The following is a 22,340-nucleotide window of genomic DNA, read 5'->3' as shown; positions in this document are numbered from 1 at the left end:
CACTCCTACAAGGGATTGTGTAAGGCTCACTGTCAGGCCTCGACCTGACTCCATTGCTTGCTCAGCCGTTTGTCCGAGATCGGCGCTTTCGTCCCCAACTGCTGGGCGAACAGCGACACGCGGTATTCCTCCAGCCACCAACGGTACAGTTCAAGCTGCGGATCGCGTTTGCCTTCCTGGGCATGCTTCGCCGCGCGTGTCTGGTATTGCGCCCAGAGGCCGGCCAGTTCACCGCTCCAGACGCGATCCTTCTGCACTTGCGCACCGAGTTTCTCGAAACGCTGCTCGACCGCCTTCAGATAACGCGGCAACTCTTTGAGCCATTGCATCGGTGTTTCCCGGACGAAACCCGGATACACCAGATGGCTGAGCTGTTGCTTGATGTCGTTAAGCGCCACGGCCTGAGCCAGGTCGATCTTGCCCTTGAAGCGCTTTTGCAGACCGTGCCACAGCTTGAGGATCTCCAGCGTCAGGCGCGCCACGCGCTCGGCATGTTCGGTCCAGCTGCCGCGTTTGCGCTCGGCCAATGCGGCGAGCCCGGCGCCGTCACGCGGCAGCGGGTCTTCGCCTTCCAGGATGCAGCTGTCGAGGCTGGCCAGCAGAATGTCTTCGACCAGCGCATCCACTCGGCCCAGCTCGCGATAGAGCAGGCCCAACTCGGTGATACCCGGCAGTTTGCTGCGCAGGAACTTCGCCGGCTCCGCCAGTTGCTGCAGCAGCAGCCGTTGCAAGGCGCGGCGATGCTGGAACTCAGCTTCGGCCGGGGTCGAGAACCGCCCTTCCTTGACCGTGCCGCCCTCTTCCACCAGCGCCGGATAGACCGTCATCGACAATCCGGCAATCTTCTGCTGGGTCTTTTCCGCCACCGGGGCGAAGACCTTGGCCTCCACCGGTTGCTGACTTTTCGCACTCTGCGGCACGGCCAAAGCCGCCTGGCTGGCTTCGGCAAAACGCGCGGTCAGCTCGGCCAGGTCGCGGCCCTCGCCGAGGAACTTGCCCTGGCCGTCGACGATTTCCAGGTTCATCCGCAGATGGCTTTCGACCTGCTGCGCGGCTTCCGCCCATGCTTCATCGCTGACGCGCGCACCGGTCATGCGCAGCAACTCGCGACCGAGCGCTTGCGGCAATGAGCCTTCAGCGAAGGTCATGCGCTGCAACGCCGCCTTGATGAAATCCGGCACCGGCACGAAGTTCTTGCGCAAGGCTTTCGGCAGATTGCGCACCAGCGCAATGCACTTGGCCTCGATCAGCCCCGGCACCAGCCATTCCAGACGTTCCGGTGGCAGCATCGGCAGCAGCGGTGCCGGCACGCGCAGGGTCACGCCGTCGCGCGGGTGATTGGGTTCGAAGTGATAACTGAGCGCCAGTTCCAGATCACCGATGTGCAGCGTGTCCGGGTAGTCGCGCGCGGTGACCTCACTGGCCTCGCGGGCCAGCACGTCTTCTTCGCGCATGATCAGCAATTGCGGGTCTTTCTGGCTGTTGACCCGATACCAGCTGTCGAAGGTCGCGGTCTGATGAATCTCCGCCGGCAAGCGCGCATCGTAGAACGCGTACAGGGTTTCTTCGTCAGCGAGAATGTCGCGGCGCCGGGCCTTGGCTTCCAGTTCGTCGAGCTGTTCGAGCAATTGCTTGTTGGCGGTCAGGCACTTGGCTTTCGACTGAATCTCGCCACGCACCAGCCCTTCACGGATAAACAGCTCACGCGAAACCACCGGATCCACCGGGCCGTAATGCACCGGGCGGCGACCGACCACGATCAGCCCGAACAGGGTGATCTGCTCGTAGGCCACGACCTGGCCGCGCTTCTTCTCCCAGTGCGGTTCGAAATGGTTTTTCTTGATCAGGTGCCCGGCCAGCGGCTCGATCCAGTCGGCATCGATCTTGGCGACCATGCGCGCGTAAAGCTTGGTGGTTTCCACCAGTTCGGCAGTCATCAGCCACTGCGGACGTTTCTTGCCGATGCCCGACGACGGATGAATCCAGAAGCGCCGCTGCCGGGCGCCGAGGTAATCGCCGTCCTCGGTTTTCTGACCGATCTGGCTGAGTAGGCCGACCAATACTGCTTTGTGCAGTTTCGGGTAATCCGCCGGCTCTTTATTGAGGCTCAACTGCATGTCGCGGCAGATCAGACTCAACTGGCGATGGGAATCACGCCACTCGCGCAGACGCAGATAATTGAGGAAATTCTTCCGGCACCAGTTGCGCAGCGGGCTGGCGGTCAGCGCCTGACGCTGCTCTTCAAAACCGCGCCACAGATTGACCAGTCCGGCGAAGTCCGAATCGCTGTCTTTCCATTGTGCGTGGGCCTGATCGGCTGCTTGCTGACGCTCCGGCGGACGCTCGCGCGGGTCCTGAATCGACATGGCACTGGCGACGATCAGCACTTCCTGCAAGCTGCCGAGTTTTGCCGCTTCCAGCAGCATGCGGCCCATGCGCGGGTCCACCGGCAGACGCGCCAGTTGGCGACCGAGCGGGGTCAGTTGGCTGTTGCGATCCACCGCCGAGAGCTCTTGCAGCAGGTTGAAACCGTCGCTTATCGCCTTGCCGTCCGGCGGCTCGATGAACGGGAACGCAGTGATTTCGCCGAGGCGCAGGTGCAGCATCTGCAAGATCACGGCGGCAAGGTTGGTACGCAGAATTTCCGGATCGGTGAACTCCGGGCGACCGAGGAAATCTTCCTCGCTGTACAGGCGCACGCAGATCCCCGGTTCGACCCGGCCGCAGCGACCTTTACGCTGATTGGCGCTGGCCTGGGAAATCGCTTCGATCGGCAGGCGCTGGACCTTGGCGCGATAGCTGTAGCGACTGATGCGCGCTGTGCCGCTGTCGATCACGTAGCGGATGCCCGGCACGGTCAGCGAGGTCTCGGCAACGTTGGTCGCCAGCACCACGCGCCGCCCCGGATGCGACTGGAAAATCCGCTGCTGTTCGGCCGGCGACAGGCGCGCGTACAGCGGCAGGATTTCCGTGTGTTTGAGCTGGGCCTTGCGCAGCATGTCGGCGGCATCGCGGATCTCGCGCTCGCCGGGCAGGAACACCAGCACATCGCCGGGACTGCGGCGTTCGCTGCGCTCATAGGCGGCGATTTCGTCGAGGGTGGCGAGGATCGCCTGGTCCACGGTCAGGTCGTCCTCGACGCGGTTGCCCTCTTCATCCTGCTCCAGGGTCAGCGGGCGATACCAGGTGTCTACCGGGAAGGTGCGACCGGACACCTCGACGATCGGCGCATCGTCGAAATGCTTGGAGAAGCGCTCCAGATCGATGGTCGCCGAGGTGATGATGACCTTCAGATCCGGACGACGCGGCAGCAGGGTTTTCAGGTAACCGAGCAAGAAGTCGATGTTCAGGCTGCGCTCGTGGGCTTCGTCGACGATGATCGTGTCGTAGCGCTCGAGGTAGCGGTCGTTCTGGGTTTCCGCCAGCAGGATGCCGTCAGTCATCAGTTTGATCAGGGTGTTGGCATCGCTCTGATCCTCGAAGCGCACCTGATAGCCAACCAGCGAACCGAGCGGTGTGCCGAGTTCTTCGGCCACCCGGCTGGCGACACTGCGCGCAGCGATTCGGCGTGGCTGGGTGTGGCCGATCAAGCCATGCTGACCACGACCGATTTCCAGACAGATTTTCGGCAACTGGGTGGTTTTCCCCGAGCCGGTTTCGCCAGCGATGATCAGCACCTGATGCTTCTCCAGCGCTGCCTTGATTTCGTCGCGCTTGGCGGCGATCGGCAGGCTGTCGTCGTAACGAATCACTGGCAGGCTGGCACGGCGCGCCAGCACCTGATCACAGGACGCCTGCATGCGCGCCACCCACTGGGCCAGTTTGGCCTCGTCGGGTTTCTTGCGCAGCTCGAGCAACTGCCGCCGCAGCCGGTGACGGTCGGCGAGCATGGCGTGATCGAGGTTTTTCAGCAGTTTGTCGATGGAGGGCGATTCGTCGGTCATCGGGTACGCAATTCGGTCGTCTGTTTATGCAGGGGGGCGATTGTCGCAGATTTGCGTCACTGAACACGACTGCGAGGTGCTTTTGTGGCGAGGGGATTTATCCCCGATCGGCTGCGCAGCAGTCGCCGACTGGATATGAAAGTCGCTCTGAAGCGTCTGAGTTGAATGGTTTTTTGGGGGGGCTTCGCACCCCATCGGGGATAAATCCCCTCGCCACAAGATAAATCCCCTCACCACAATGTGTTCACTGGGAGTTATTCGTTATCGAGGCCTTTGCGGCGGTAAGGGAAGACGTCGATGACTTTGCCGGCGCGAATCGCCTCTTGCAAACCCTTCCAGTAATCGGCGTTATACAACTCGCCATGCAGTTGATCGAACAATTTGCGCTGCCCGGCATCGGCGAACAGGAAAGGCGGAAACTCTTCCGGGAACACATCCAGCGGCCCGATCGAGTACCACGGTTCGGACGCCATTTCGTCCTCGGGGGTGCGCGGCGCGGGGATGTGGCGGAAGTTCGCTTCGGTCAGGAAGCAGATCTCGTCGTAGTCGTAGAACACCACTCGGCCGTGACGAGTGACGCCGAAGTTCTTCAGCAACATGTCGCCGGGAAAGATGTTGGCCGCCGCCAGTTGCTTGATCGCCAGGCCGTAGTCCTCCAGCGCCTCGCGCACCTGCGCTTCATTGGCGTTTTCCAGATAGAGGTTGAGCGGGGTCATCCGGCGCTCGGTCCAGCAGTGGCGGATCAGCACCGTATCGCCTTCGACCGAGACCGTCGACGGCGCGACTTCCAGCAGTTCTTCCAGGCACGCCGGATCAAACTTGCTCAGCGGAAAACGGAAGTCGGCGAACTCCTGGGTATCGGCCATGCGCCCGACCCGGTCGACACTTTTCACCAGACGATATTTTTCGATCACCGTCGCCCGGTCGACGTTTTTCGACGGAGAGAAACGGTCCTTGATGATCTTGAACACGGTGTTGAAGCCCGGCAGGGTAAACACGCTCATGACCATGCCGCGCACGCCGGGGGCCATGATGAACTGGTCGTCGGTGTTGGCCAGGTGATTGATCAGCGCCCGGTAGAACTCGGATTTGCCGTGCTTGTAGAAACCGATCGAGGTGTACAGCTCAGCGATGTGCTTGCCCGGCAGGATACGCCGCAGGAAACCGATGAACTCCGCCGGCACCGGCACATCGACCATGAAATACGAACGGGTGAAGGAGAAGATGATCGACACGTCGGCTTCGTCGGTGATCAACGCGTCGATCTGAATCCCGCGGCCCTCGCGGTGCAGCAATGGAATCACCAGCGGCCACTGCTCGTCGCGGGTGTAGATGCGCCCGACCAGATACGCGCCCTTGTTTCGGTACAGCACCGAGGAAAACAGCTCCACGCTCAGCTCCGGATCCTTGCACACCCAGTCCGGCAAATTCTCGCGCAGTTGCGACTCGAGGCGCTGCAGGTCGCCCGGCAAATCGGCGTAGTCCTCGCTGAAGCGATAGTCGGCAAAGATGCTGGCGAGCATCGATGACAACTGCCCTTGCGGCTTGTAGGTGCGGGTTTGCGCAGCCCGGGCGCGGCGCAGGCTCGGCCGAGTGGTGTGGATGAACATGCAGCCGTCGCTGATCAGGTCGTGACTGAACAGCCCGCAGAAAATCGAGTTGTACCAGGTCTCGGACAGTTCATCGTCGAAACGCAGGTCGATGACACTGATGTAAGCGCTTTTCACCAGCGGCCAACTGCCGACATTCATCAGCGTCTCGTCGTCGAAATGCTCGCGCAGGCGGGCGATGGTTTCGCCGACCTTTTCTTCGTAGAGATTGATCCGCGCTGCCGACGCGGTCTGCGTCTCCTGCCAGCGCGCCTGCTCGAAGCGCTCGCGCGCACCGTCGGTGATCCGCCGGAAATGCTCGCGGTAATCGTCAAAGCCATCGAGGATCATGCGGGCGATGTCGGTGGCTGGCCATTGCTGCGGCATAGATGAGACCTCGGCGTGCAAGTGGAAATCTGTGCCTGAGCTTAGCCACGGATGCACGCGCAGGAGAAGTGCAATTTCTGCCAAAAGCGCGGCAGGGTTGTACAGAGACACAGTTTTTATCAAAGTTTTTTGAGTCGACCGTTCGGTCAATTAACCGCCCTGCCGGTCTCGCCTGACGCACCGCGCCAGCCCGCGAATTCACTGGGATTCGGATCCAATCAATGCCCCGCCGCTCTGGCTCGCGGTTTTACCGCTGCGTTCCTGCCTGTCGATGAAAGAGATGAACTGCTCACAGATTGGTCTTACCAAAATAGTGGCACTTTGATATACAGCCCGCCAGTACCCGCCTCACAACAAGATCCTCGGCCCACGAGGACGACCTCTCCCTCATAGATCAAGGAGCACATTGATGTCTATCCGCAATCTGCGCATCGGTTTGCGCGCCAGTTTGAGTTTTGCCGTATTGGCCGCCCTGCTGGTGGTGGTCGGCCTGTTCGGCCTGGGCCAGATGAAAAATCTGCGTGAGAGCGCAACGGTGATCGAGGAATCGTGGATGCCCAGCATCGAGAGCATTCACGATGCGGCGGCGAACATCGCCAACATCCGCCTCGAATCCCTGCGCCTGATCACCAGCACCCAGCCGGCGGTACGCGACACAAGCAAAGGCCTCATCAAGGTGCAACGCGAAGAATTGTCGAAGCGCCTGAAGGACCACACCGCTCTACTGGCCAGCGATGCGGAACGGGCGATGCTCGACGGTTTGAATAGCGACGTCGCCAAGTACATGAGCATCCTGGACCAGATCATCGCTCAGATCGACGCCGGGCAAAGTGAACAGGCCTATGCCCGTCTGAACAATGAACTGGCGCCACAGGGCCGGATCCTCGACAAGGCGCTGGAGCAGATGATCAGCTTCAACCAGCAAGGCGCCGACAGCGCCGCCGAAGCTGCTGCCGGGGTTTATCAGCAGGCGCTGTGGATTGTCGCGACCATCATCGTTGTCGCCCTGATCGCTACCCTGCTGCTGGCCTGGCTGCTGACCCGCAGCATCACCGCACCGATCAATCAAGCACTGTCCGTCGCGCAAAAAATTGCCGCCGGCGACCTCAGCGGCCAGATTGCCGATCACGGTAGCGATGAGGCGGCGCAGTTGCTCAGCGCCCTCGCCGAGATGCAGAACAACCTGCGCTCGACCATCCGGGGCATCAGCGAATCGGCGCAGCAACTGGCCTCCGCCGCCGAAGAAATGAGCTCGGTGATGGAGCAAAGCACCCGTGGCCTGCAACAGCAGAACGATCAGATCGAACAGGCCGCCACCGCCGTCACCGAGATGAGCACGGCGGTGGATGAAGTTGCGGCCAACGCAGTGTCCAGCGCCGAGGCATCCGAAGCCTCGAACGAGGACAGCAAACACGGGCATGTGCAGGTCAGCGAGACCATCAGCTCGATTCAGGAACTGGTCAGCGCGGTGCTCGGTGCGTCGGAACAGGCCGAAGGCCTCGCCACTCAGGCTCAGGACATCAGCAAGGTGCTGGAGGTGATTCGCGGCATCGCCGGGCAAACCAACCTGCTGGCGCTCAACGCCGCCATCGAAGCGGCGCGCGCGGGTGAGGCCGGACGCGGTTTTGCGGTGGTCGCCGATGAAGTGCGTTCGCTGGCGCAACGCACGCAGAACTCCACCGAAGAAATCGAGCTGATGATCAGCAGCATCCAGCAAGGCACCGGCGCCACCGTCGGCGCGCTGCAAAGCAGTGCCGAGCAAGCCAGCCACACGTTGCGCCGGGCCAACAGTGCCGGTCAGGCACTGGAGAAAATCACCGCGTCGATCTCGCAGATCAACCAGCGCAACCTGGTGATCGCCAGCGCGGCCGAGCAGCAAGCGCTGGTCGCGCGCGAGGTTGATCAGAATCTGGTGACCATCCGCGATCTCTCGACCCAGACCGCCGCCGGCGCTACCCAGACCTCCGCTGCCAGTCAGGAACTGTCGCGCCTGGCGATCGACCTCAACGGCCTGGTGACGCGCTTCGTGCTCTGAATGAAAAATTAAATGCCCGATTGACGGTTGCCATCGACAGGGCGCTCGGCAACACTCTCGTCCCGATCAAGGAAGGAGTGCCATCGTGAGCGCTGTCGATATTTTCCGCATGCTGTCGCTGGCAGCCATCTGGGGCGCGAGCTTCCTATTCATGCGCATTATTGCGCCGGTGATCGGCACCATTCCGACCGCGTTCTTTCGGGTGTCGATTGCTGCCGTCGGTCTGCTGGTGATTCTCGGGCTGATGCGCATCAGCTGGGATTTCAAGGGCAAACTGAAAACGGTGATGTTGCTGGGCGTTATCAACTCGGGGATTCCGGCGACGTTGTATTCGGTGGCGGCGCAAGTGTTGCCGGCCGGTTACTCGGCAATCTTCAACGCCACCACGCCGTTGATGGGCGTGTTGATTGGCGGGCTGTTTTTCAGCGAAAAACTCACTGTCGCGAAACTGACCGGGGTGTTTCTCGGCTTGTTCGGTGTCGGCGTGCTGACGCGCGCAGGTCCGGTCGCGTTCGATCTGCAATTGCTGATGGGCGCCCTCGCCTGCCTGCTCGCTACCACTTGCTACGGCTTCGCCGGGTTCCTCACGCGGCGCTGGCTGGATCACAGCGGCGGGCTCGACAGTCGTCTCTCGGCCGTGGGCAGCATGCTCGGCGCCTCGCTGTTTCTGTTGCCACTGTTCGGCTACAGCGTGATCACCGCCCCTCCGGCAAGCTGGGGTGGGTGGAATGTCTGGCTGTCGCTGCTGGGCCTGGGTCTGGGCTGCACGGCGTTCGCCTACATCATCTATTTCCGCCTGCTCAGCTCCATCGGCCCGGTCAAATCGATGACCGTGACCTTCATGATTCCGGCGTTCGGCGTGTTGTGGGGCGCATTGTTGCTGGATGAACCGCTGTCGATGGCGCACCTGTATGGCGGGGTGTTGATTGCGCTGGCGTTGTGGCTGGTGTTGAAGCCGGCGGTGGTGAAGCCCGCTGCCGTAACCGTCCGCTGATTTGCGGCGTTAACAAGTCAGTCTTCGCGAGCAAGCCCGCTCCCACAGGAGGAATGCATTCCAATGGTGGGAGCGGGCTTGCTCGCGAAGAGGCCGGCCCAGACACTGAAAATGCCCGGGTTGGCCTGAAGGTTTTCAAGCAGTTTTACGGAACACAAACGCCAGCCCGACGATGATCAACAGCATCCCCAGCACACTCAACGCCGCCAGACGATTGCCGAAAATCAGGTAATCCATCACCGCCGTCACCGCCGGTACCAGATAGAACAGACTGGTGACATTCACCAGATTGCCCCGGGCGATCAGGCGATAGAGCAACAGTGTCGCCAACACCGACACCACCAGTCCCATCCACAACACCGGCACGATGAAACCCGTGCTCTGTTCAAAGTGGAACGGCTGAAATGGCACAAATATCCCGCACAACAACAGCCCGGCCAGATACTGCACCGGCAATGTGCCGAGGGGATTGTCGGTGATGCGCTTCTGCATGATCGAGCCCACCGTCATGCTCGCCAGCGCCAACAGACCGAACAGCATCCCTGCCCAGGACATCCCCGCCAGTCCGATCCCCTGATAAACCACCATGATCAGCCCGGCCAGCCCCAGCGCGAGGCCGAACATCCGGCTCGCCGAGCGCTGCCGCTCTATCAACACGACAGTGAGGATCGGCTGTACGCCCATGATGGTCGCCATCACCCCCGGCGTGACTCTGGTGTTCAGGGCCAGCAGATAGAAAATCTGATACGCCCCCAACAACACCACGCCCGTTGCAATCGCAAACAGCATCGGCCGGCCGCCCTTGGGCAGCTTCAACTTGAGCAGCGGCGTCAACAGCAACAGCCCGCACAGCGCGATCACAAAGCGCATCAGCAGAAAGGCAAAAGGTGACGCATGGGCCAGGCCCCATTTGGAGAAGATCGCCCCGCTGCTCCACAGTAGAACGAACAGGCTCGTGGACGTCGCCGCGAGCGCGGATTTTTTCGAAAGGACAAACATGAATACCACCTGTAGTCAGGCAAACAGCCAACTCAGCCGAGGCTGAAATTCAGTAGGTTTTCTGGCGAGCGCAGGGGTCAGCAGAGAATGCCGATCAGCCCGAAACGCCAACGCCCGGCGGTGATACGACGGCGCACACCGGCGTGCTACTGACAGGTGGAGGGTAATGACTGATCTGCCCAGGCTGCTGATTCCCGCACGGCACGACGCCAGCGTTGACCGCTGAATCGACTACCGCGTTGATGAGGGATGCAGGCATTGGGGCTGATCTTTTTTGAAGGGTTTGGAGAGTGAATCAGATGATTCACGAGCGCCGACTATAACCAGCGTGGGACATGGATTGCAATGATTTGGACAAAGGGCCAGCAGGGACAGTTGGCCGCGAGGTGATTAGGCTGAAGAGCAACGGATAGGCCCATTGATGGGGAGACAGGGAATGCTCGGGATCACATGCCAAGGGAACGGACGAATTTGCGGTATCAGTTGTACAAGTCGCAGGCCAGGAAACAGGCAAGCATCGCCAAAGCTCTATTGCAGCTACCAGCGCGGCAAGACTTGTCGAAAGTACGCTTCGAACCCATCGACGCCATAGCACTGAGCGCGTTCGAGCTCTGGGAGAATCCACTTTTTTGCTGGCGAGAGGTTGCCGCATGGAAATCACGAGAACCCCTGTCCCTGGATATCGCGATCTGGTTCGAAGAACAGCTCTGCGGACTGTGCTTCGTCAATCCGAACAAAAGCCGCCAACGTATTCGAATCGTACGATTGGAAGGGCGACCCGGAGATTCTCACCCGCTGAAAAATCGTATCGGGACCTTGGCGATGATGGTCATCGATGAGTTCGCCCAAATAGTCGGCAGCAAGTTCATTGAAGTCCAGGAGCCAATGCAGGGCGCAATTCCTGTTTATACAAAGCTCGGCTTCAAATTTGATTTGGAAGGTCGTCTTGTCCTAGCAGTGGAGAGTAAAGTATCGTGAAAACAGTTCAAGTAATGATCAATGAGGGAGGGAGCATGCGCAAATCAGTCAAGAAATCCCCCGCTAAGAAAAGATCAATCAAAACAGAAGAAAAGATTGTGTCATCCGGGCTATCAGCCAATCAGCAGCGCTTTCTGCAGTTACTGATTACAGGCATTGAAGACGAACCCAACGTTCTCGCCGGGCGCCGCTGACTCACAGACAATAAAAAACCGCTCACAAGGAGCGGTTTTTTCATTTCAACATCCGGCTTCAACCAAACAGCCAATACCCCAGCAACGTCAACACTACCACTGCCAATACCGGACGCAGGATGCGGTAGGCCTTGGGATTGCGGCGTTTCCACTGTTTGACCACGCCGCTGAACCGGTCGCTGAAGTTCTTGCTCCAGGCGTAGGCCTGGTTGATGCCGCCGACACGTTCATCATCAAGGTTCTGCGGCGCGGTGGCGCGGCCCAGCCAGGCGCTGATGGCGCGATTGATGCGGGTCATCAGGCGGTTGCTCAGCGGGCGTTCGACATCGCAGAACAGGATGACGCGGGTCTGTTCGGTCTCGTTCTTGACCCAGTGCACGTAGGTCTCATCGAACATCACGTCTTCACCGTCACGCCAGGCGTAGACCTGACCATCAACGAAGATCCGGCAATCGTCGGAGTTCGGTGTCGACAGGCCCAAGTGATAACGCAGCGAGCCGGCAAACGGGTCACGGTGCGGGTTCAGATGGCTGCCACCCGGCAACAGCGCGAACATCGCGCCTTTGACGTTAGGGATCGCACTGACCAGCGCCACGGTCTTCGGGCACAGGGTTTCGGCCGACGGCAGCGGTTTGTCGTACCACTTGAGGTAGAAACGTTTCCAGCCCTTCTTGAAGAACGAGCCGAAACCGGCGTCATTGTTCTTCTCGGCGGCGCGGATGTAGCCCTCGTCGAACAGGTGCATGGCTTCGTCGCGAATGGTTTCCCAGTTATCGCGCAACACATCCAGCTCCGGAAACTTGCTGCGATCCAGATACGGTTTGGAGGGAACGCCGGAGAACAGGTACATCAGCGCGTTGTACGGGGCGAACAGCGCCGAGTGGTTGACGAACTGACGCAGTACCGGCAGACGCGCCTTGCCGCGCAAATGCACATAGAGGATGCTGCCCACAAACAGCAGCAACACCAACACCTTGGCGGCTAACGAAAAGGTCATCAACGACTCCTTGAATAAAGACAACGCTGCGCAATGCCCATTACCCGGCATGGCAGCCGGCCATGATAAACACTACCGGCCTCGGGAAAAACCCGCTGAACCCAAGATTCAGTGTTAAGAATTGCGCAACAAAGCATTTATTAGCATAACGATCCTGAACCCTGGCTGATCTGAGTCAATTCGACTACTGCTGATTCTCCTGCTCGGTGAACAGATCGCTGAACAGCATGCTCGACAGATAGCGCTCACCGGAGTCCGGCAAAATCACCACGATGGTCTTGCCCTGCATTTCAGGCTTCTCGGCTAAACGCACTGCCACGGCCATGGCCGCGCCGCAAGAGATACCGCACAAAATCCCTTCTTCCTGCATCAGGCGCAGCGCCATGGCCTTGGACTCGTCGTCAGTGACCTGCTCCACCCGGTCGACCATCGACAGATCGAGGTTCTTCGGCACGAAACCCGCGCCAATCCCCTGAATCTTGTGTGGGCTCGGCTTGATCTCTTCACCCGCCAGCGCCTGGCTGATGACCGGCGAAGACACCGGCTCCACTGCCACCGACAGAATCGGTTTGCCCTGGGTATTCTTGATATACCGCGAAACGCCGGTGATGGTTCCGCCGGTCCCGACGCCAGCCACCAGCACATCGACGGCGCCATCGGTGTCGTTCCAGATTTCCGGGCCGGTGGTTTTTTCGTGGATCGCCGGGTTGGCCGGGTTATCGAACTGCGACGGCATGAAGTATTTGCCAGTGTCGCTGGCAACAATTTCGGCAGCCTTCTCGATCGCGCCTTTCATGCCCTTGGCCGGTTCGGTCAGGACCAGCTCTGCGCCGAGGGCCTTGAGCACCTTGCGCCGCTCGATGCTCATTGATGCCGGCATGGTCAGCATCAATTTGTAACCACGGGCGGCGGCAACGAAGGCCAGACCGATGCCGGTATTGCCCGACGTCGGCTCGACGATGGTCATGCCCGGCTTGAGTTTGCCGCTGCTTTCGGCGTCCCAGATCATGTTCGCGCCGATCCGGCACTTGACCGAATAACCGGGGTTGCGCCCCTCGATCTTGGCCAGAATGGTCACGCCACGCGGCGCGATACGGTTGATCTGCACCAGCGGCGTGTTGCCGATGGAATGGGCGTTGTCAGCGAAAATACGGCTCATGGCTGGGTCCTTATGCAGCGTTGAATTCAGCCTTTCAAGGTATGCCTGTTGCCGGGTGCAGTCCAGTCGGGTCGAACGTCTGCGCCGCGCCACAGTCAATCGCTTACATCGTTCGGGAATTGTTGCCATGAAGCGTCGTTATAGCTGGCCAATAGGGATTTTTGCCGTCGTGGTTGTGCTGCTGATCGCCCTGCACATCGCCCTGCCCTACGTGGTGCGCGATTACCTGAACGGCAAACTGGCCGACATGGGTGACTACCGCGGCCAGGTCACCGACGTCGATCTGGCCCTGTGGCGCGGCGCCTACCGGATCAACGGCCTGAAGATCGTCAAGGTCGACGGCAAGGTGCCGGTGCCGTTCGTCAACGCGCCCGTGATCGATCTGGCGGTCAGCTGGCATTCGCTGTGGTACGACCATGCCGTGGTGGCGCAGGTGCAATTCTTCAATCCCGAGATCAACTTCGTCGATGGCGGCCCCAACAAGCAGAACTCGCAGACTGGTAAAGGCACCGACTGGCGGGCGCAACTGGGCAAGTTGCTGCCGATCACTCTCGACGAGGTGCAGATCCACGACGGCAAGATCACTTTCCGCAATTTCAACTCCAAACCGCCGGTCAACATGAACGCCAGCAACGTCGAGGCGAGCATCTACAACCTGACCAACGTGGTCGACAAACAGGGCAAGCGCGATGCCCGCTTCGAAGGCAAGGCCAAGCTGCTCGGCCACGCACCACTGGAAACCACGGCCACTTTCGATCCGCTGAGCAATTTCGAGGACTTCCAGTTCCGCCTGCGCGCCCGCGACATCGAACTCAAGAGCATGAACGACTTCGCCTCGGCCTACGGCAAGTTCGACTTCAACGCCGGCAACGGCGACGTGGTCATCGAAGCCCAGGCGAAAAAAGCCCAGGTCACTGGCTACATCAAACCGCTGCTGCGCGACGTCGAAGTGTTCAACTGGCAGCAGGACGTGGAGAACAAGGACAAGAGCATCTTCCGCTCAGTCTGGGAGGCCATCGTCGGCGGCACGGAAACCGTGCTGAAGAACCAGGCCAAGAATCAGTTCGCCACCAAGGTCGAACTCAGTGGCAACGTGCATCAGCAAAACATCAGTGCGTTCGAAGCGTTTTTGCAGATTTTGCGTAATGGCTTCATTCAGGCTTTCAATGCGCGGTATGAGCGGCCGAAGCCGGATGCGGGCTAATTCTTACGATTAACGACATATCGACCAGATTCTTCAGCCGCCAGCGTGGACTTTTGCTGCAATGAGTCCCAACCAAGACAAGCCAAGGCTAATGACCTTGGCACCGCCTCCCGCCCATTACTGTATCGGCTGATGCTGCGGGCACTGACACCCAGCGCCTCGGCTGCCTGATTCAGTGAGAGTCCGGTACGTGCACGCCAATCGATGAAAATCCGAGTGTTTTCATCGACAGTGTTTTGGGCCAGCGCATCCATATAAAGCGTGTCTGCGCCAATCTGTATATCGGGCTCAAGCCATTCGACCGTCCAGCCATTGTCGTCAAGGGTCGCAGCCGCAAACACTTCGGGATCAAGCAATGGTTGCAGACCTGGATAAGCGTGGATGTCTCGGCTCAGGTCAAGGGTCAGATCCTGACCATCAATAAAGGTCAGTTTCAATCGAAAACCTGACAGTGCCTGCACAGCCGTCAGACGAGGCCTTTTCATGGGTAACATCGTTTCCAGTCCTCCAGCAGTTGCACTTGATGAGCCGCAACCCAAGCCAGCGCTTCCTTGATAATCAGCGGCGGTGCCTTGCCCGTCATGACTTCGACGGTTTCAAGGCTCAGCATCACGTCCACTCCGCCACCGATCAAGTGGACATGGGGTGGCGGGTGATCCTTCTCACGTAACTGAATGCGGTATTTGTCGCGAAATCGGTATTTAGTCGTCATGCCCGACAGGCTATCGCCAAATCGGCGATACCTGAATACTGGCCTCTGGCCGAAACCGAGTCAACATGTGACGCCCCATTCAGAGACTGAATAAGCCGTCTGCGTTCACAGTCGACCGGGGTGCGCGTTATAGTCGGGGCATCCGATTTTTTCGCCCCCGCCCTGCCCGTGCAGGTCGGCGTTACCGTTCGAGGATTAGCAGATGAAGTTCGAAGGCACCCAGGCCTACGTCGCCACCGATGACCTGAAGCTGGCGGTCAATGCCGCCATCACCCTGGAGCGGCCACTGCTGGTCAAGGGCGAACCCGGCACCGGCAAGACCATGCTCGCTGAGCAGTTGGCCGAATCGTTCGGCGCCAAGCTGATCACCTGGCACATCAAGTCCACCACCAAGGCCCATCAGGGCCTGTACGAGTACGATGCGGTCAGCCGTCTGCGCGATTCGCAATTGGGCAACGAAAAAGTCCACGACGTGCGCAACTACCTGAAGAAGGGCAAGCTCTGGGAGGCTTTCGAGTCCGAAGAGCGGGTGATCCTTCTGATCGACGAGATCGACAAGGCCGACATCGAGTTCCCCAACGACTTGCTGCAAGAACTCGACAAGATGGAGTTCTACGTTTACGAAATCGACGAGACCATCAAGGCCAAGAAGCGCCCGATCATCATCATTACCTCGAACAACGAGAAAGAGCTGCCGGACGCCTTCCTGCGCCGCTGCTTCTTCCACTACATCGCCTTCCCCGACCGCAGCACCCTGCAGAAAATCGTCGACGTGCACTACCCGGACATCAAGAAGGATCTGGTCAGCGAAGCGCTGGACGTGTTCTTCGACGTGCGCAAGGTGCCGGGCCTGAAGAAGAAGCCGTCGACCTCGGAACTGGTCGACTGGCTGAAGCTGCTGATGGCCGACAACATCGGCGAAGCAGTGCTGCGCGAGCGCGATCCGACCAAGGCCATTCCGCCATTGGCCGGTGCGCTGGTGAAGAACGAACAGGATGTGCAGTTGCTTGAGCGCCTGGCGTTCATGAGCCGTCGCGGTTCTCGCTAAGAGGCTGATGCCATGTTGCTCAACCTGTTCAATGAAATGCGTGCCGCCAAGGTGCCAGTGTCGGTGCGCGAGTTGCTCGACCTGATCAATGCGCTGAAACAGCGCGTGACCTTCGCCGACATGGACGAGTTCTACTACTTGTCGCGGGCGATTCTGGTGAAGGACGAACGGCATTTCGACAAGTTCGACCGTGCGTTCGGCGCCTACTTCAATGGCCTGGAAAAACTCGACGATCACTTGCAGGCGCTGATTCCCGAAGACTGGTTGCGCAAGGAATTCGAGCGCTCGCTGACCGACGAAGAGCGCGCGCAGATCCAGTCCCTCGGCGGTCTCGACAAGCTGATCGAAGAGTTCAAGAAACGTCTGGAAGAACAGAAGGAACGCCACGCCGGCGGCAACAAATGGATCGGCACTGGCGGCACCAGCCCGTTCGGCTCCGGCGGCTTCAACCCGGAAGGCATTCGGGTCGGCGATGCCGGCAAGCGTCAGGGCAAAGCGGTCAAGGTCTGGGATCAGCGCGAGTACAAGAACCTCGACGATTCGGTGGAGCTGGGTACGCGCAACATCAAGGTCGCCCTGCGTCGTCTGCGCAAATTTGCCCGTCAGGGTGCGGCGGAAGAGCTGGACATCGACGGCACCATCGACCACACCGCCAAGGACGCCGGCCTGCTGAATATCCAGATGCGCCCGGAGCGGCGCAATACGGTGAAGCTGCTGCTGCTGTTTGACATCGGCGGTTCGATGGACGCTCACGTGAAGATCTGCGAGGAACTGTTCTCGGCCTGCAAGACCGAGTTCAAGCATCTGGAGTACTTCTACTTCCACAACTTCATTTATGAGTCGGTGTGGAAGAACAACATGCGCCGCACTTCCGAGCGGTTCTCGACCCAGGATTTGCTGCACAAGTACGGCGCCGACTACAAAGTGATCTTCATCGGTGACGCCGCCATGGCGCCCTACGAAATCACCCAGGCCGGCGGCAGCGTCGAGCACTGGAACGAAGAGCCGGGCTACCTGTGGATGCAGCGGTTCATGGAGAAGTACAAGAAGCTCATCTGGATCAATCCGTATCCGAAGGACACCTGGGGCTACACCTCGTCGACCAATATCGTGCGCGATTTGATCGAGGATCAGATGTATCCGCTGACGTTGCGTGGGCTTGAGGAAGGGATGCGGTTTCTGTCGAAATAATCTTCGTTAGCCGTGATGGCCCCTTCGCGAGCAAGCCCGCTCCCACATTTGGAATGCATTCCCCTGTGGGAGCGGGCTTGCTCGCGAAGCTCTCAGCTATTTCGAAAGCGCTGCAAATACTCGAAATGCTCCCGGTGCGCCACGTCCTGCAACACCGGCCTCAACCGCACCTGCGCCCCCGGCAGACACTGCGCCAGTCGCGCCAGCGCCAACGGCGTCAACGCCCCCAAACGTGGATAGCCACCAATCGTCTGCCGATCATTGAGCAGCACAATCGGCTGTCCATCCGGCGGCACCTGCACCGCACCCAGCGGAATGCCTTCGGAAATCATCGGCCGGCCCTGATACTGCAACGCCTTGCCCAGCAACCGAATGCCCATGCGATCAGCGCGACTGTCCAGCGTCCACGGACTGTTGAACACATCGAACAGACTCTGTCCGCTGAACTGGCCGATCTGTGCGCCAAGCACCAGATCCAGCGGCGCGTTGAGGCGCAGATCAGGTCGATGCGCCAGCGGCACTTCACGCACCTGCAGAACCGCACCGCGATAACTCAACGTCGCGCCCTTGGTCAGCGGTAACCCCATACCATCAAGACCACCGAGTTCTTCGCGTACCACCGTGGCACTGCTGCCCAGCACCTGCGGCGCATCGAAACCACCGGGCGCCGCCAGATAAGCCCGGGCGCCGAGCAGCGGTTGGGTAAACTTCAATGTTTGCCCTTTGCCCAGTTTGAAACTGCGCCACGGCGCCAGCGCCTGCCCATCGATCTGCGCACCAAGATCAGCGCCGGCCAGCGCCAGCAGGCAATCTTCCTGCGCCACCACGGCAAACCCGCCGAGGGTGATTTCGATCACCGGCAGATCCAGCGCATTGCCGAGCAACCAATTGCCCCAACACATCGAACTCCAATCCGCGGCACCGCCCTGGGTCACGCCCAAATGGCGCACGCCAAAACGCCCGGCGTCCTGCAACAAACACAGCAGCGTGCTGGCTTCAATCGTCAGTCGGCTCATGCCAGCGCCTCCAGTGGCGTGTCATCGCCGCCCAGGTTAATGAACTCGGCGTGGCTCACCGCTTCGAAACGCACGGTGTCGCCGGGTTGCATCAGGCTGTAGCCGTCGCGATGGCGGTCGAACAGTTTCGCCGGGGTGCGGCCGATCAGGTTCCAGCCGCCAGGGGACACCACCGGATAAGCCGCGGTCTGCCGTTCGGCGATGCCGACGCTGCCGACCGCAACTTTTTTGCGCGGGGTGTCCAGACGTGGCGCTGCCAGCACCTCTTCCACCAGTCCCATGAAGGCGAATCCCGGTGCAAAGCCAAGGGCGAACACCTGGTATTCGCGAGCGCTGTGGCGGCGGATCACCTCCTCCACCGCCAACCCGCTGCGCTGCGCCAGCAGGCTCAGTTCGGGGCCGACACTCAGGTCGTACCAGACCGGCAACACATGGCACTGGCCGCCGGTGCGCGCATTCGGCGACAGGTCGATCAAGGCTTCAGCGATCAATTTACGGGCCTGACTCGGGCTCAACGCAGTCAGGTCGTAATGCACCATCAACGTGGTATAGGACGGCACCAAGTCGATCAACTGCGCGGCAAACACCGCGCGCAAGCGCTCACTGGCGGCGAGCATCCACGGCATGTTGGATTCGGCAATTTCATCGAACAGGCGTAGCATCAGGCAGTCGAGGGCCACCACTTCAATCCTTGGGTTCATGGCGCGCTCTGCTGATTCAGGGCCTCGCGAATGCGCTGCACGGCGGCCACCGAACTGGCGTTGTCGCCATGCACGCACAAGGTGTTGGCCTGCAACTGCAATGCGCTGCCGTCGCTGGCGACGAGGTCACCGCCACGGGCGATGGTCAGGGCCTGTTCGATAATTTTTTCTGGATCGTGATGCAGTGCGCCCGGCAGTTGCCGCGAAACCAGTCGACCTGCACTGTCGTAGGCGCGGTCGGCGAAGGCTTCGAACCACAGGGTCACGCCGTATTCGTCACCGAGTTGCTGCGCCGCTGAATTGTCGCGGGTGGCCATCAGCATCAACGGCAAGCTGCGATCGTAGGCGGCAACGGCCTGAATCACCGCCCGCAATTGCACCGGGTTGGCCATCATGTCGTTGTACATCGCGCCGTGGGGTTTGACGTAACTGACTCGCCCGCCCTGCGCCTTGCAGATGCCGTCGAGCGCGCCGATCTGGTAATGCAGGATGTCTTGCAGCTCTTGCGCGGAATAGGCCATGGAACGCCGGCCGAAACCGACCAGATCCTGATAGGCCGGGTGCGCGCCGATCTGCACGCCGTGACTCAGGGCCAGGCTGACGGTCTTGCGCATGATGCTCGGGTCACCGGCATGGAAACCGCAGGCCACGTTGGCGCAGTCGATGAAGGGCATGACCTCGGCGTCCAGACCCATGGTCCAGCTGCCGAAACTCTCGCCGATATCACAATTCAATAGCAGGCGGCTCACGGTGAACACTCCTGTAGCTTCTGGTCTTTTTATCTGTAGGACGCTTGCCCGGCAGGTTATCAGTTACTGCGCATCCAGTTGCTTGCCACGGGTCTCCGGCAGGCTCAATGCGGCGAGAATCACCACGCCGTAGGACACCGCAGCAAACGCACCGATGCCCACGCTCAACGGGACTTTCTGACTCAGCAAACCAATCAACAGCGGAAACAATGCCGCCAGCGCCCGACCGATGTTGTAGCAGAAGCCCTGCCCCGAGCCACGAATCCGCGTTGGAAACAGCTCGGTGAGAAACGCGCCCATGCCGCTGAAAATCCCCGAGGCAAAGAAGCCCAGCGGAAAGCCCAGCCACAGCATCACGCCGTTGCTGACCGGCATCTGCGTGTACAGCAAGACGATGGTGAACGAACCGACCGCAAACAGGATGAAGTTCTTTTTACGTCCCAGCAGATCGGTCAGATAAGCGCTGATCACATAGCCGACGTAGGAGCCGACAATCACCATCGCCAGATACCCGCCAGTGCCGAGCACACTCAAGCCGCGTTCATTCTTGAGGAAGGTCGGCAGCCACGAGGTGATTGCGTAGTAACCGCCGAGCGCACCGGTGGTCAGCAAGGAAGCACGGAACGTGGTGAACAGCATGCCGGGGGCAAAGATCTCGTAGAACTTCGCCGGATTCTGCGGAGTTTGCGCCGCCTTGGCTTCGCGATAGATTTCCGGGTCTTTCACGAGCCGCCGCACGAAGATCACGAAAATTGCCGGGACGATGCCGAGAATGAACAGCGCACGCCAGGCATCTTCCGGCGGCAACACCGAGAACAGCAGCGCATAGAGAATCGCCGTCAATCCCCAGCCCAAGGCCCAACCGCTCTGCACCATGCCCACCGCTTTGCCGCGATCCTTGGCGCGGATCACTTCACCGATCAGCACCGCGCCAGCGGTCCATTCGCCGCCAAAACCGAAGCCCATCAGGGTGCGGGCGATCAGCAGCTGTTCGTAGTTCTGCGCGAAACCGCAGAGGAACGTGAAGAAAGCGAACCACAGCACCGTCAGTTGCAGGGTGCGCACGCGGCCGATGCGGTCGGAGAGAATCCCCGCCACCCAGCCACCAATGGCCGAAGCGATCAGGGTGCTGGTGTGAATCAGCCCGGCCTGTCCGGTGGTGATGCCCCACATGGCGATCAGGGTCGGCACCACGAAGCTGAGCATCTGCGTGTCCATGCCGTCCAGGCCATAGCCGATCTTGCAGCTCCAGAAGGTGCGACGCTCTTGCTGATTGATGTTGCGATACCAGTCGAACGGTCCGGGGCGGGCCGTGTTCTTGGGGAGGTCGAGGGTGTCGGGCGCACGCATGGCAAGTCTCCGCAGGCTTTTATTGGTCTTGTTCGAAGTTCCGACGACGCCTATCGTGGGAACCGGATGCGCCGATTTTTCGTCGCCCGGCCCTGCTGCGTCCAACGAATAAAAACCCGCCTTAGGCATAAGAAAAATTTGTCACCCGAGCCGTTGCCATGAACCTGAAGTTTCTCGAGACCTTTGTCTGGGTCGCCCGGCTGAAGAGTTTTCGCCTGACCGCCGACAAGCTGTTCACTACCCAGGCGTCGATTTCCAGCCGCATCGCGGTGCTCGAAGGCGAGCTGGGGGTGAAGCTGTTTCTGCGCGATTCACGCGGCGTCAGCCTGACGCCCGAAGGCCTGAAAGTGCTGGATTATGCCGAGCAGATGCTCGACACCATGTCGGCGCTCAAGCAATCGATCGAAACCCGTTCGAGCAAGGTCGGGCGGGTGCGCATCGGCGTAATGGACACGGTGATCCACACCTGGCTCAGCCCGTTGGTGGCGCAGATGACCGATCTGTATCCGCGGGTGGAAATCGAGCTGGTGGCGGATACCTCGCTGAACCTCTGCGATCAGCTGCAAAAAGGCTTTCTCGACATCATTCTGCAAACCGATCTGGTGCGCCACGAAAGTGTGCGCAGCCTTGAGCTGGCCAGCCATCCGCTGGGCTGGATCGTTGCGAGCAATTCGATCTACAACCGCGAGTACGCTGACCTCGGCGAACTCGCGCAGGAGCGGATCATCACCTACTCGAAGAACTCCCGACCGCATCAGGATCTGCTGGCATTGATGCAGGCCAACGGTGTGTTGGCGCCGCGCCTGAACTGCGTGAATTCGGTGTCGGCGATCACCCGGCTGTTGCGCGATGGTTTTGGGATTGGCGTGCTGCCGCCGGTGCTGGTGGCCGAGGAACTGGCGCGGGGTGAACTGACTTTGCTCGACATCGACCTGCGACCGCCGAATCTGCAGGTGGTGGTGTCGTGGCGAGTTGGCGTGGAGTGGGTCGAGGAGATGGTGACGTTGTGTCAGCAGGTGCTGGCGGGGTATGCGCGCAAGGTCGGTGAAAACTACATCACCCTCACTCAGTAATCACACCTGTGGTGAGGGGA

General features: G+C 60.1%; 19 protein-coding genes. 8 read left to right on the top strand and 11 right to left on the bottom strand.

Features of this window, described 5'->3' with window-relative positions:
• Window positions 1-32: 32 nt before the first annotated feature.
• Together hrpA and aceK are read right to left on the bottom strand one after the other, a co-directional pair.
• Window positions 33-3,944 carry an ATP-dependent RNA helicase HrpA gene (hrpA, locus tag KCG87_RS10980; RefSeq protein WP_210557878.1) on the bottom strand — a complete coding sequence of 1,304 codons (3,912 nt, stop codon included), beginning with the start codon at window positions 3,942-3,944 and terminating at the stop codon, window positions 33-35.
• Between the two features lie 254 nt (window positions 3,945-4,198).
• Window positions 4,199-5,920, bottom strand: coding sequence for a bifunctional isocitrate dehydrogenase kinase/phosphatase (gene aceK / locus KCG87_RS10975; protein ID WP_095138571.1), 1,722 nt, complete (start codon window positions 5,918-5,920; stop codon window positions 4,199-4,201).
• A gap of 409 nt (window positions 5,921-6,329) precedes the next feature.
• Here aceK and KCG87_RS10970 point away from each other — a divergent pair, with 409 nt between their 5' ends.
• Both KCG87_RS10970 and KCG87_RS10965 read left to right on the top strand, forming a co-directional pair.
• The gene (locus KCG87_RS10970) at window positions 6,330-7,955 is read left to right on the top strand and encodes a methyl-accepting chemotaxis protein (RefSeq protein WP_210557880.1); all 1,626 of its coding nucleotides are present in this window, start codon (window positions 6,330-6,332) and stop codon (window positions 7,953-7,955) included.
• 85 nt (window positions 7,956-8,040) lie between these two features.
• Entirely contained in the window at window positions 8,041-8,949 is a 909-nt protein-coding gene (locus KCG87_RS10965) for a DMT family transporter (RefSeq protein ID WP_098967709.1), read from the top strand.
• A gap of 135 nt (window positions 8,950-9,084) precedes the next feature.
• On the opposite strand, the gene KCG87_RS10960 is transcribed toward KCG87_RS10965, so the two are convergent.
• Window positions 9,085-9,948 (bottom strand): DMT family transporter, encoded by an 864-nt coding sequence (locus KCG87_RS10960; RefSeq protein ID WP_098967708.1) that lies wholly within the window; start codon window positions 9,946-9,948, stop codon window positions 9,085-9,087.
• Window positions 9,949-10,398: 450 nt separating this feature from the next.
• Between KCG87_RS10960 and KCG87_RS10955 the strand changes: the two genes are divergently transcribed.
• Both KCG87_RS10955 and KCG87_RS10950 read left to right on the top strand, forming a co-directional pair.
• Window positions 10,399-10,926 carry an N-acetyltransferase gene (locus KCG87_RS10955; RefSeq protein ID WP_027614537.1) on the top strand — a complete coding sequence of 176 codons (528 nt, stop codon included), beginning with the start codon at window positions 10,399-10,401 and terminating at the stop codon, window positions 10,924-10,926.
• A 35-nt stretch (window positions 10,927-10,961) separates the two neighbouring features.
• On the top strand, window positions 10,962-11,120 hold the full coding sequence (locus tag KCG87_RS10950) for a hypothetical protein (RefSeq protein ID WP_167734099.1): 159 nt from the start codon (window positions 10,962-10,964) through the stop codon (window positions 11,118-11,120).
• Between the two features lie 58 nt (window positions 11,121-11,178).
• Here KCG87_RS10950 and KCG87_RS10945 read toward each other — a convergent pair whose 3' ends face one another.
• Window positions 11,179-12,117: an aspartyl/asparaginyl beta-hydroxylase domain-containing protein gene (locus KCG87_RS10945; RefSeq protein ID WP_027614536.1), complete on the bottom strand. Its 939-nt coding sequence runs from the start codon at window positions 12,115-12,117 to the stop codon at window positions 11,179-11,181.
• A 184-nt stretch (window positions 12,118-12,301) separates the two neighbouring features.
• Entirely contained in the window at window positions 12,302-13,276 is a 975-nt protein-coding gene (cysK, locus tag KCG87_RS10940; protein ID WP_041070300.1) for a cysteine synthase A, read from the bottom strand.
• Between the two features lie 127 nt (window positions 13,277-13,403).
• On the opposite strand from cysK, the gene KCG87_RS10935 reads away from it, so the two are divergent.
• Window positions 13,404-14,480 carry a DUF748 domain-containing protein gene (locus KCG87_RS10935; protein ID WP_210557882.1) on the top strand — a complete coding sequence of 359 codons (1,077 nt, stop codon included), beginning with the start codon at window positions 13,404-13,406 and terminating at the stop codon, window positions 14,478-14,480.
• Here KCG87_RS10935 and KCG87_RS10930 read toward each other — a convergent pair.
• Both KCG87_RS10930 and KCG87_RS10925 read right to left on the bottom strand, forming a co-directional pair.
• Window positions 14,477-14,974, bottom strand: coding sequence for a helix-turn-helix domain-containing protein (locus tag KCG87_RS10930; protein WP_041070304.1), 498 nt, complete (start codon window positions 14,972-14,974; stop codon window positions 14,477-14,479). The two genes, KCG87_RS10935 and KCG87_RS10930, sit on opposite strands and share 4 nt — an antisense overlap.
• Complete coding sequence (locus KCG87_RS10925; RefSeq protein ID WP_097086717.1) at window positions 14,962-15,192, bottom strand: DUF4160 domain-containing protein; 231 nt, start codon at window positions 15,190-15,192, stop codon at window positions 14,962-14,964. Before KCG87_RS10925 ends, KCG87_RS10930 begins: the two co-directional genes overlap by 13 nt.
• A 202-nt stretch (window positions 15,193-15,394) precedes the next feature.
• On the opposite strand from KCG87_RS10925, the gene KCG87_RS10920 reads away from it, so the two are divergent.
• Complete coding sequence (locus KCG87_RS10920; RefSeq protein WP_003222636.1) at window positions 15,395-16,240, top strand: MoxR family ATPase; 846 nt, start codon at window positions 15,395-15,397, stop codon at window positions 16,238-16,240.
• Window positions 16,241-16,252: 12 nt separating this feature from the next.
• Window positions 16,253-17,431 carry a VWA domain-containing protein gene (locus KCG87_RS10915; RefSeq protein WP_027614532.1) on the top strand — a complete coding sequence of 393 codons (1,179 nt, stop codon included), beginning with the start codon at window positions 16,253-16,255 and terminating at the stop codon, window positions 17,429-17,431.
• Window positions 17,432-17,523: 92 nt separating this feature from the next.
• Here the strand turns inward: KCG87_RS10915 and KCG87_RS10910 are convergent, their stop codons facing one another.
• From KCG87_RS10910 to KCG87_RS10895, 4 genes are all read right to left on the bottom strand, one after another.
• Entirely contained in the window at window positions 17,524-18,447 is a 924-nt protein-coding gene (locus tag KCG87_RS10910; protein WP_210557884.1) for a biotin-dependent carboxyltransferase family protein, read from the bottom strand.
• Entirely contained in the window at window positions 18,444-19,148 is a 705-nt protein-coding gene (locus KCG87_RS10905) for an allophanate hydrolase subunit 1 (RefSeq protein ID WP_210557886.1), read from the bottom strand. Before KCG87_RS10905 ends, KCG87_RS10910 begins: the two co-directional genes overlap by 4 nt.
• A complete protein-coding gene (locus KCG87_RS10900; RefSeq protein WP_098967699.1) occupies window positions 19,145-19,897 on the bottom strand; it encodes a 5-oxoprolinase subunit PxpA in 753 nt (250 codons plus the stop codon). Before KCG87_RS10900 ends, KCG87_RS10905 begins: the two co-directional genes overlap by 4 nt.
• Window positions 19,898-19,960: 63 nt before the next feature.
• The gene (locus tag KCG87_RS10895; RefSeq protein WP_096796615.1) at window positions 19,961-21,247 is read right to left on the bottom strand and encodes an MFS transporter; all 1,287 of its coding nucleotides are present in this window, start codon (window positions 21,245-21,247) and stop codon (window positions 19,961-19,963) included.
• Window positions 21,248-21,405: 158 nt separating this feature from the next.
• On the opposite strand from KCG87_RS10895, the gene KCG87_RS10890 reads away from it, so the two are divergent.
• The gene (locus tag KCG87_RS10890) at window positions 21,406-22,320 is read left to right on the top strand and encodes a LysR family transcriptional regulator (RefSeq protein ID WP_098967696.1); all 915 of its coding nucleotides are present in this window, start codon (window positions 21,406-21,408) and stop codon (window positions 22,318-22,320) included.
• Window positions 22,321-22,340 lie beyond the last annotated feature (20 nt).

Source organism: Pseudomonas sp. MWU347 (assembly GCF_017947305.1).
GTDB classification, from domain to species: Bacteria; Pseudomonadota; Gammaproteobacteria; order Pseudomonadales; family Pseudomonadaceae; genus Aquipseudomonas; species Aquipseudomonas putida_A.
The sequence above is the reverse complement of the archived record's forward strand: the minus strand, read 5'-3'. Positions and strand labels throughout refer to the sequence as shown.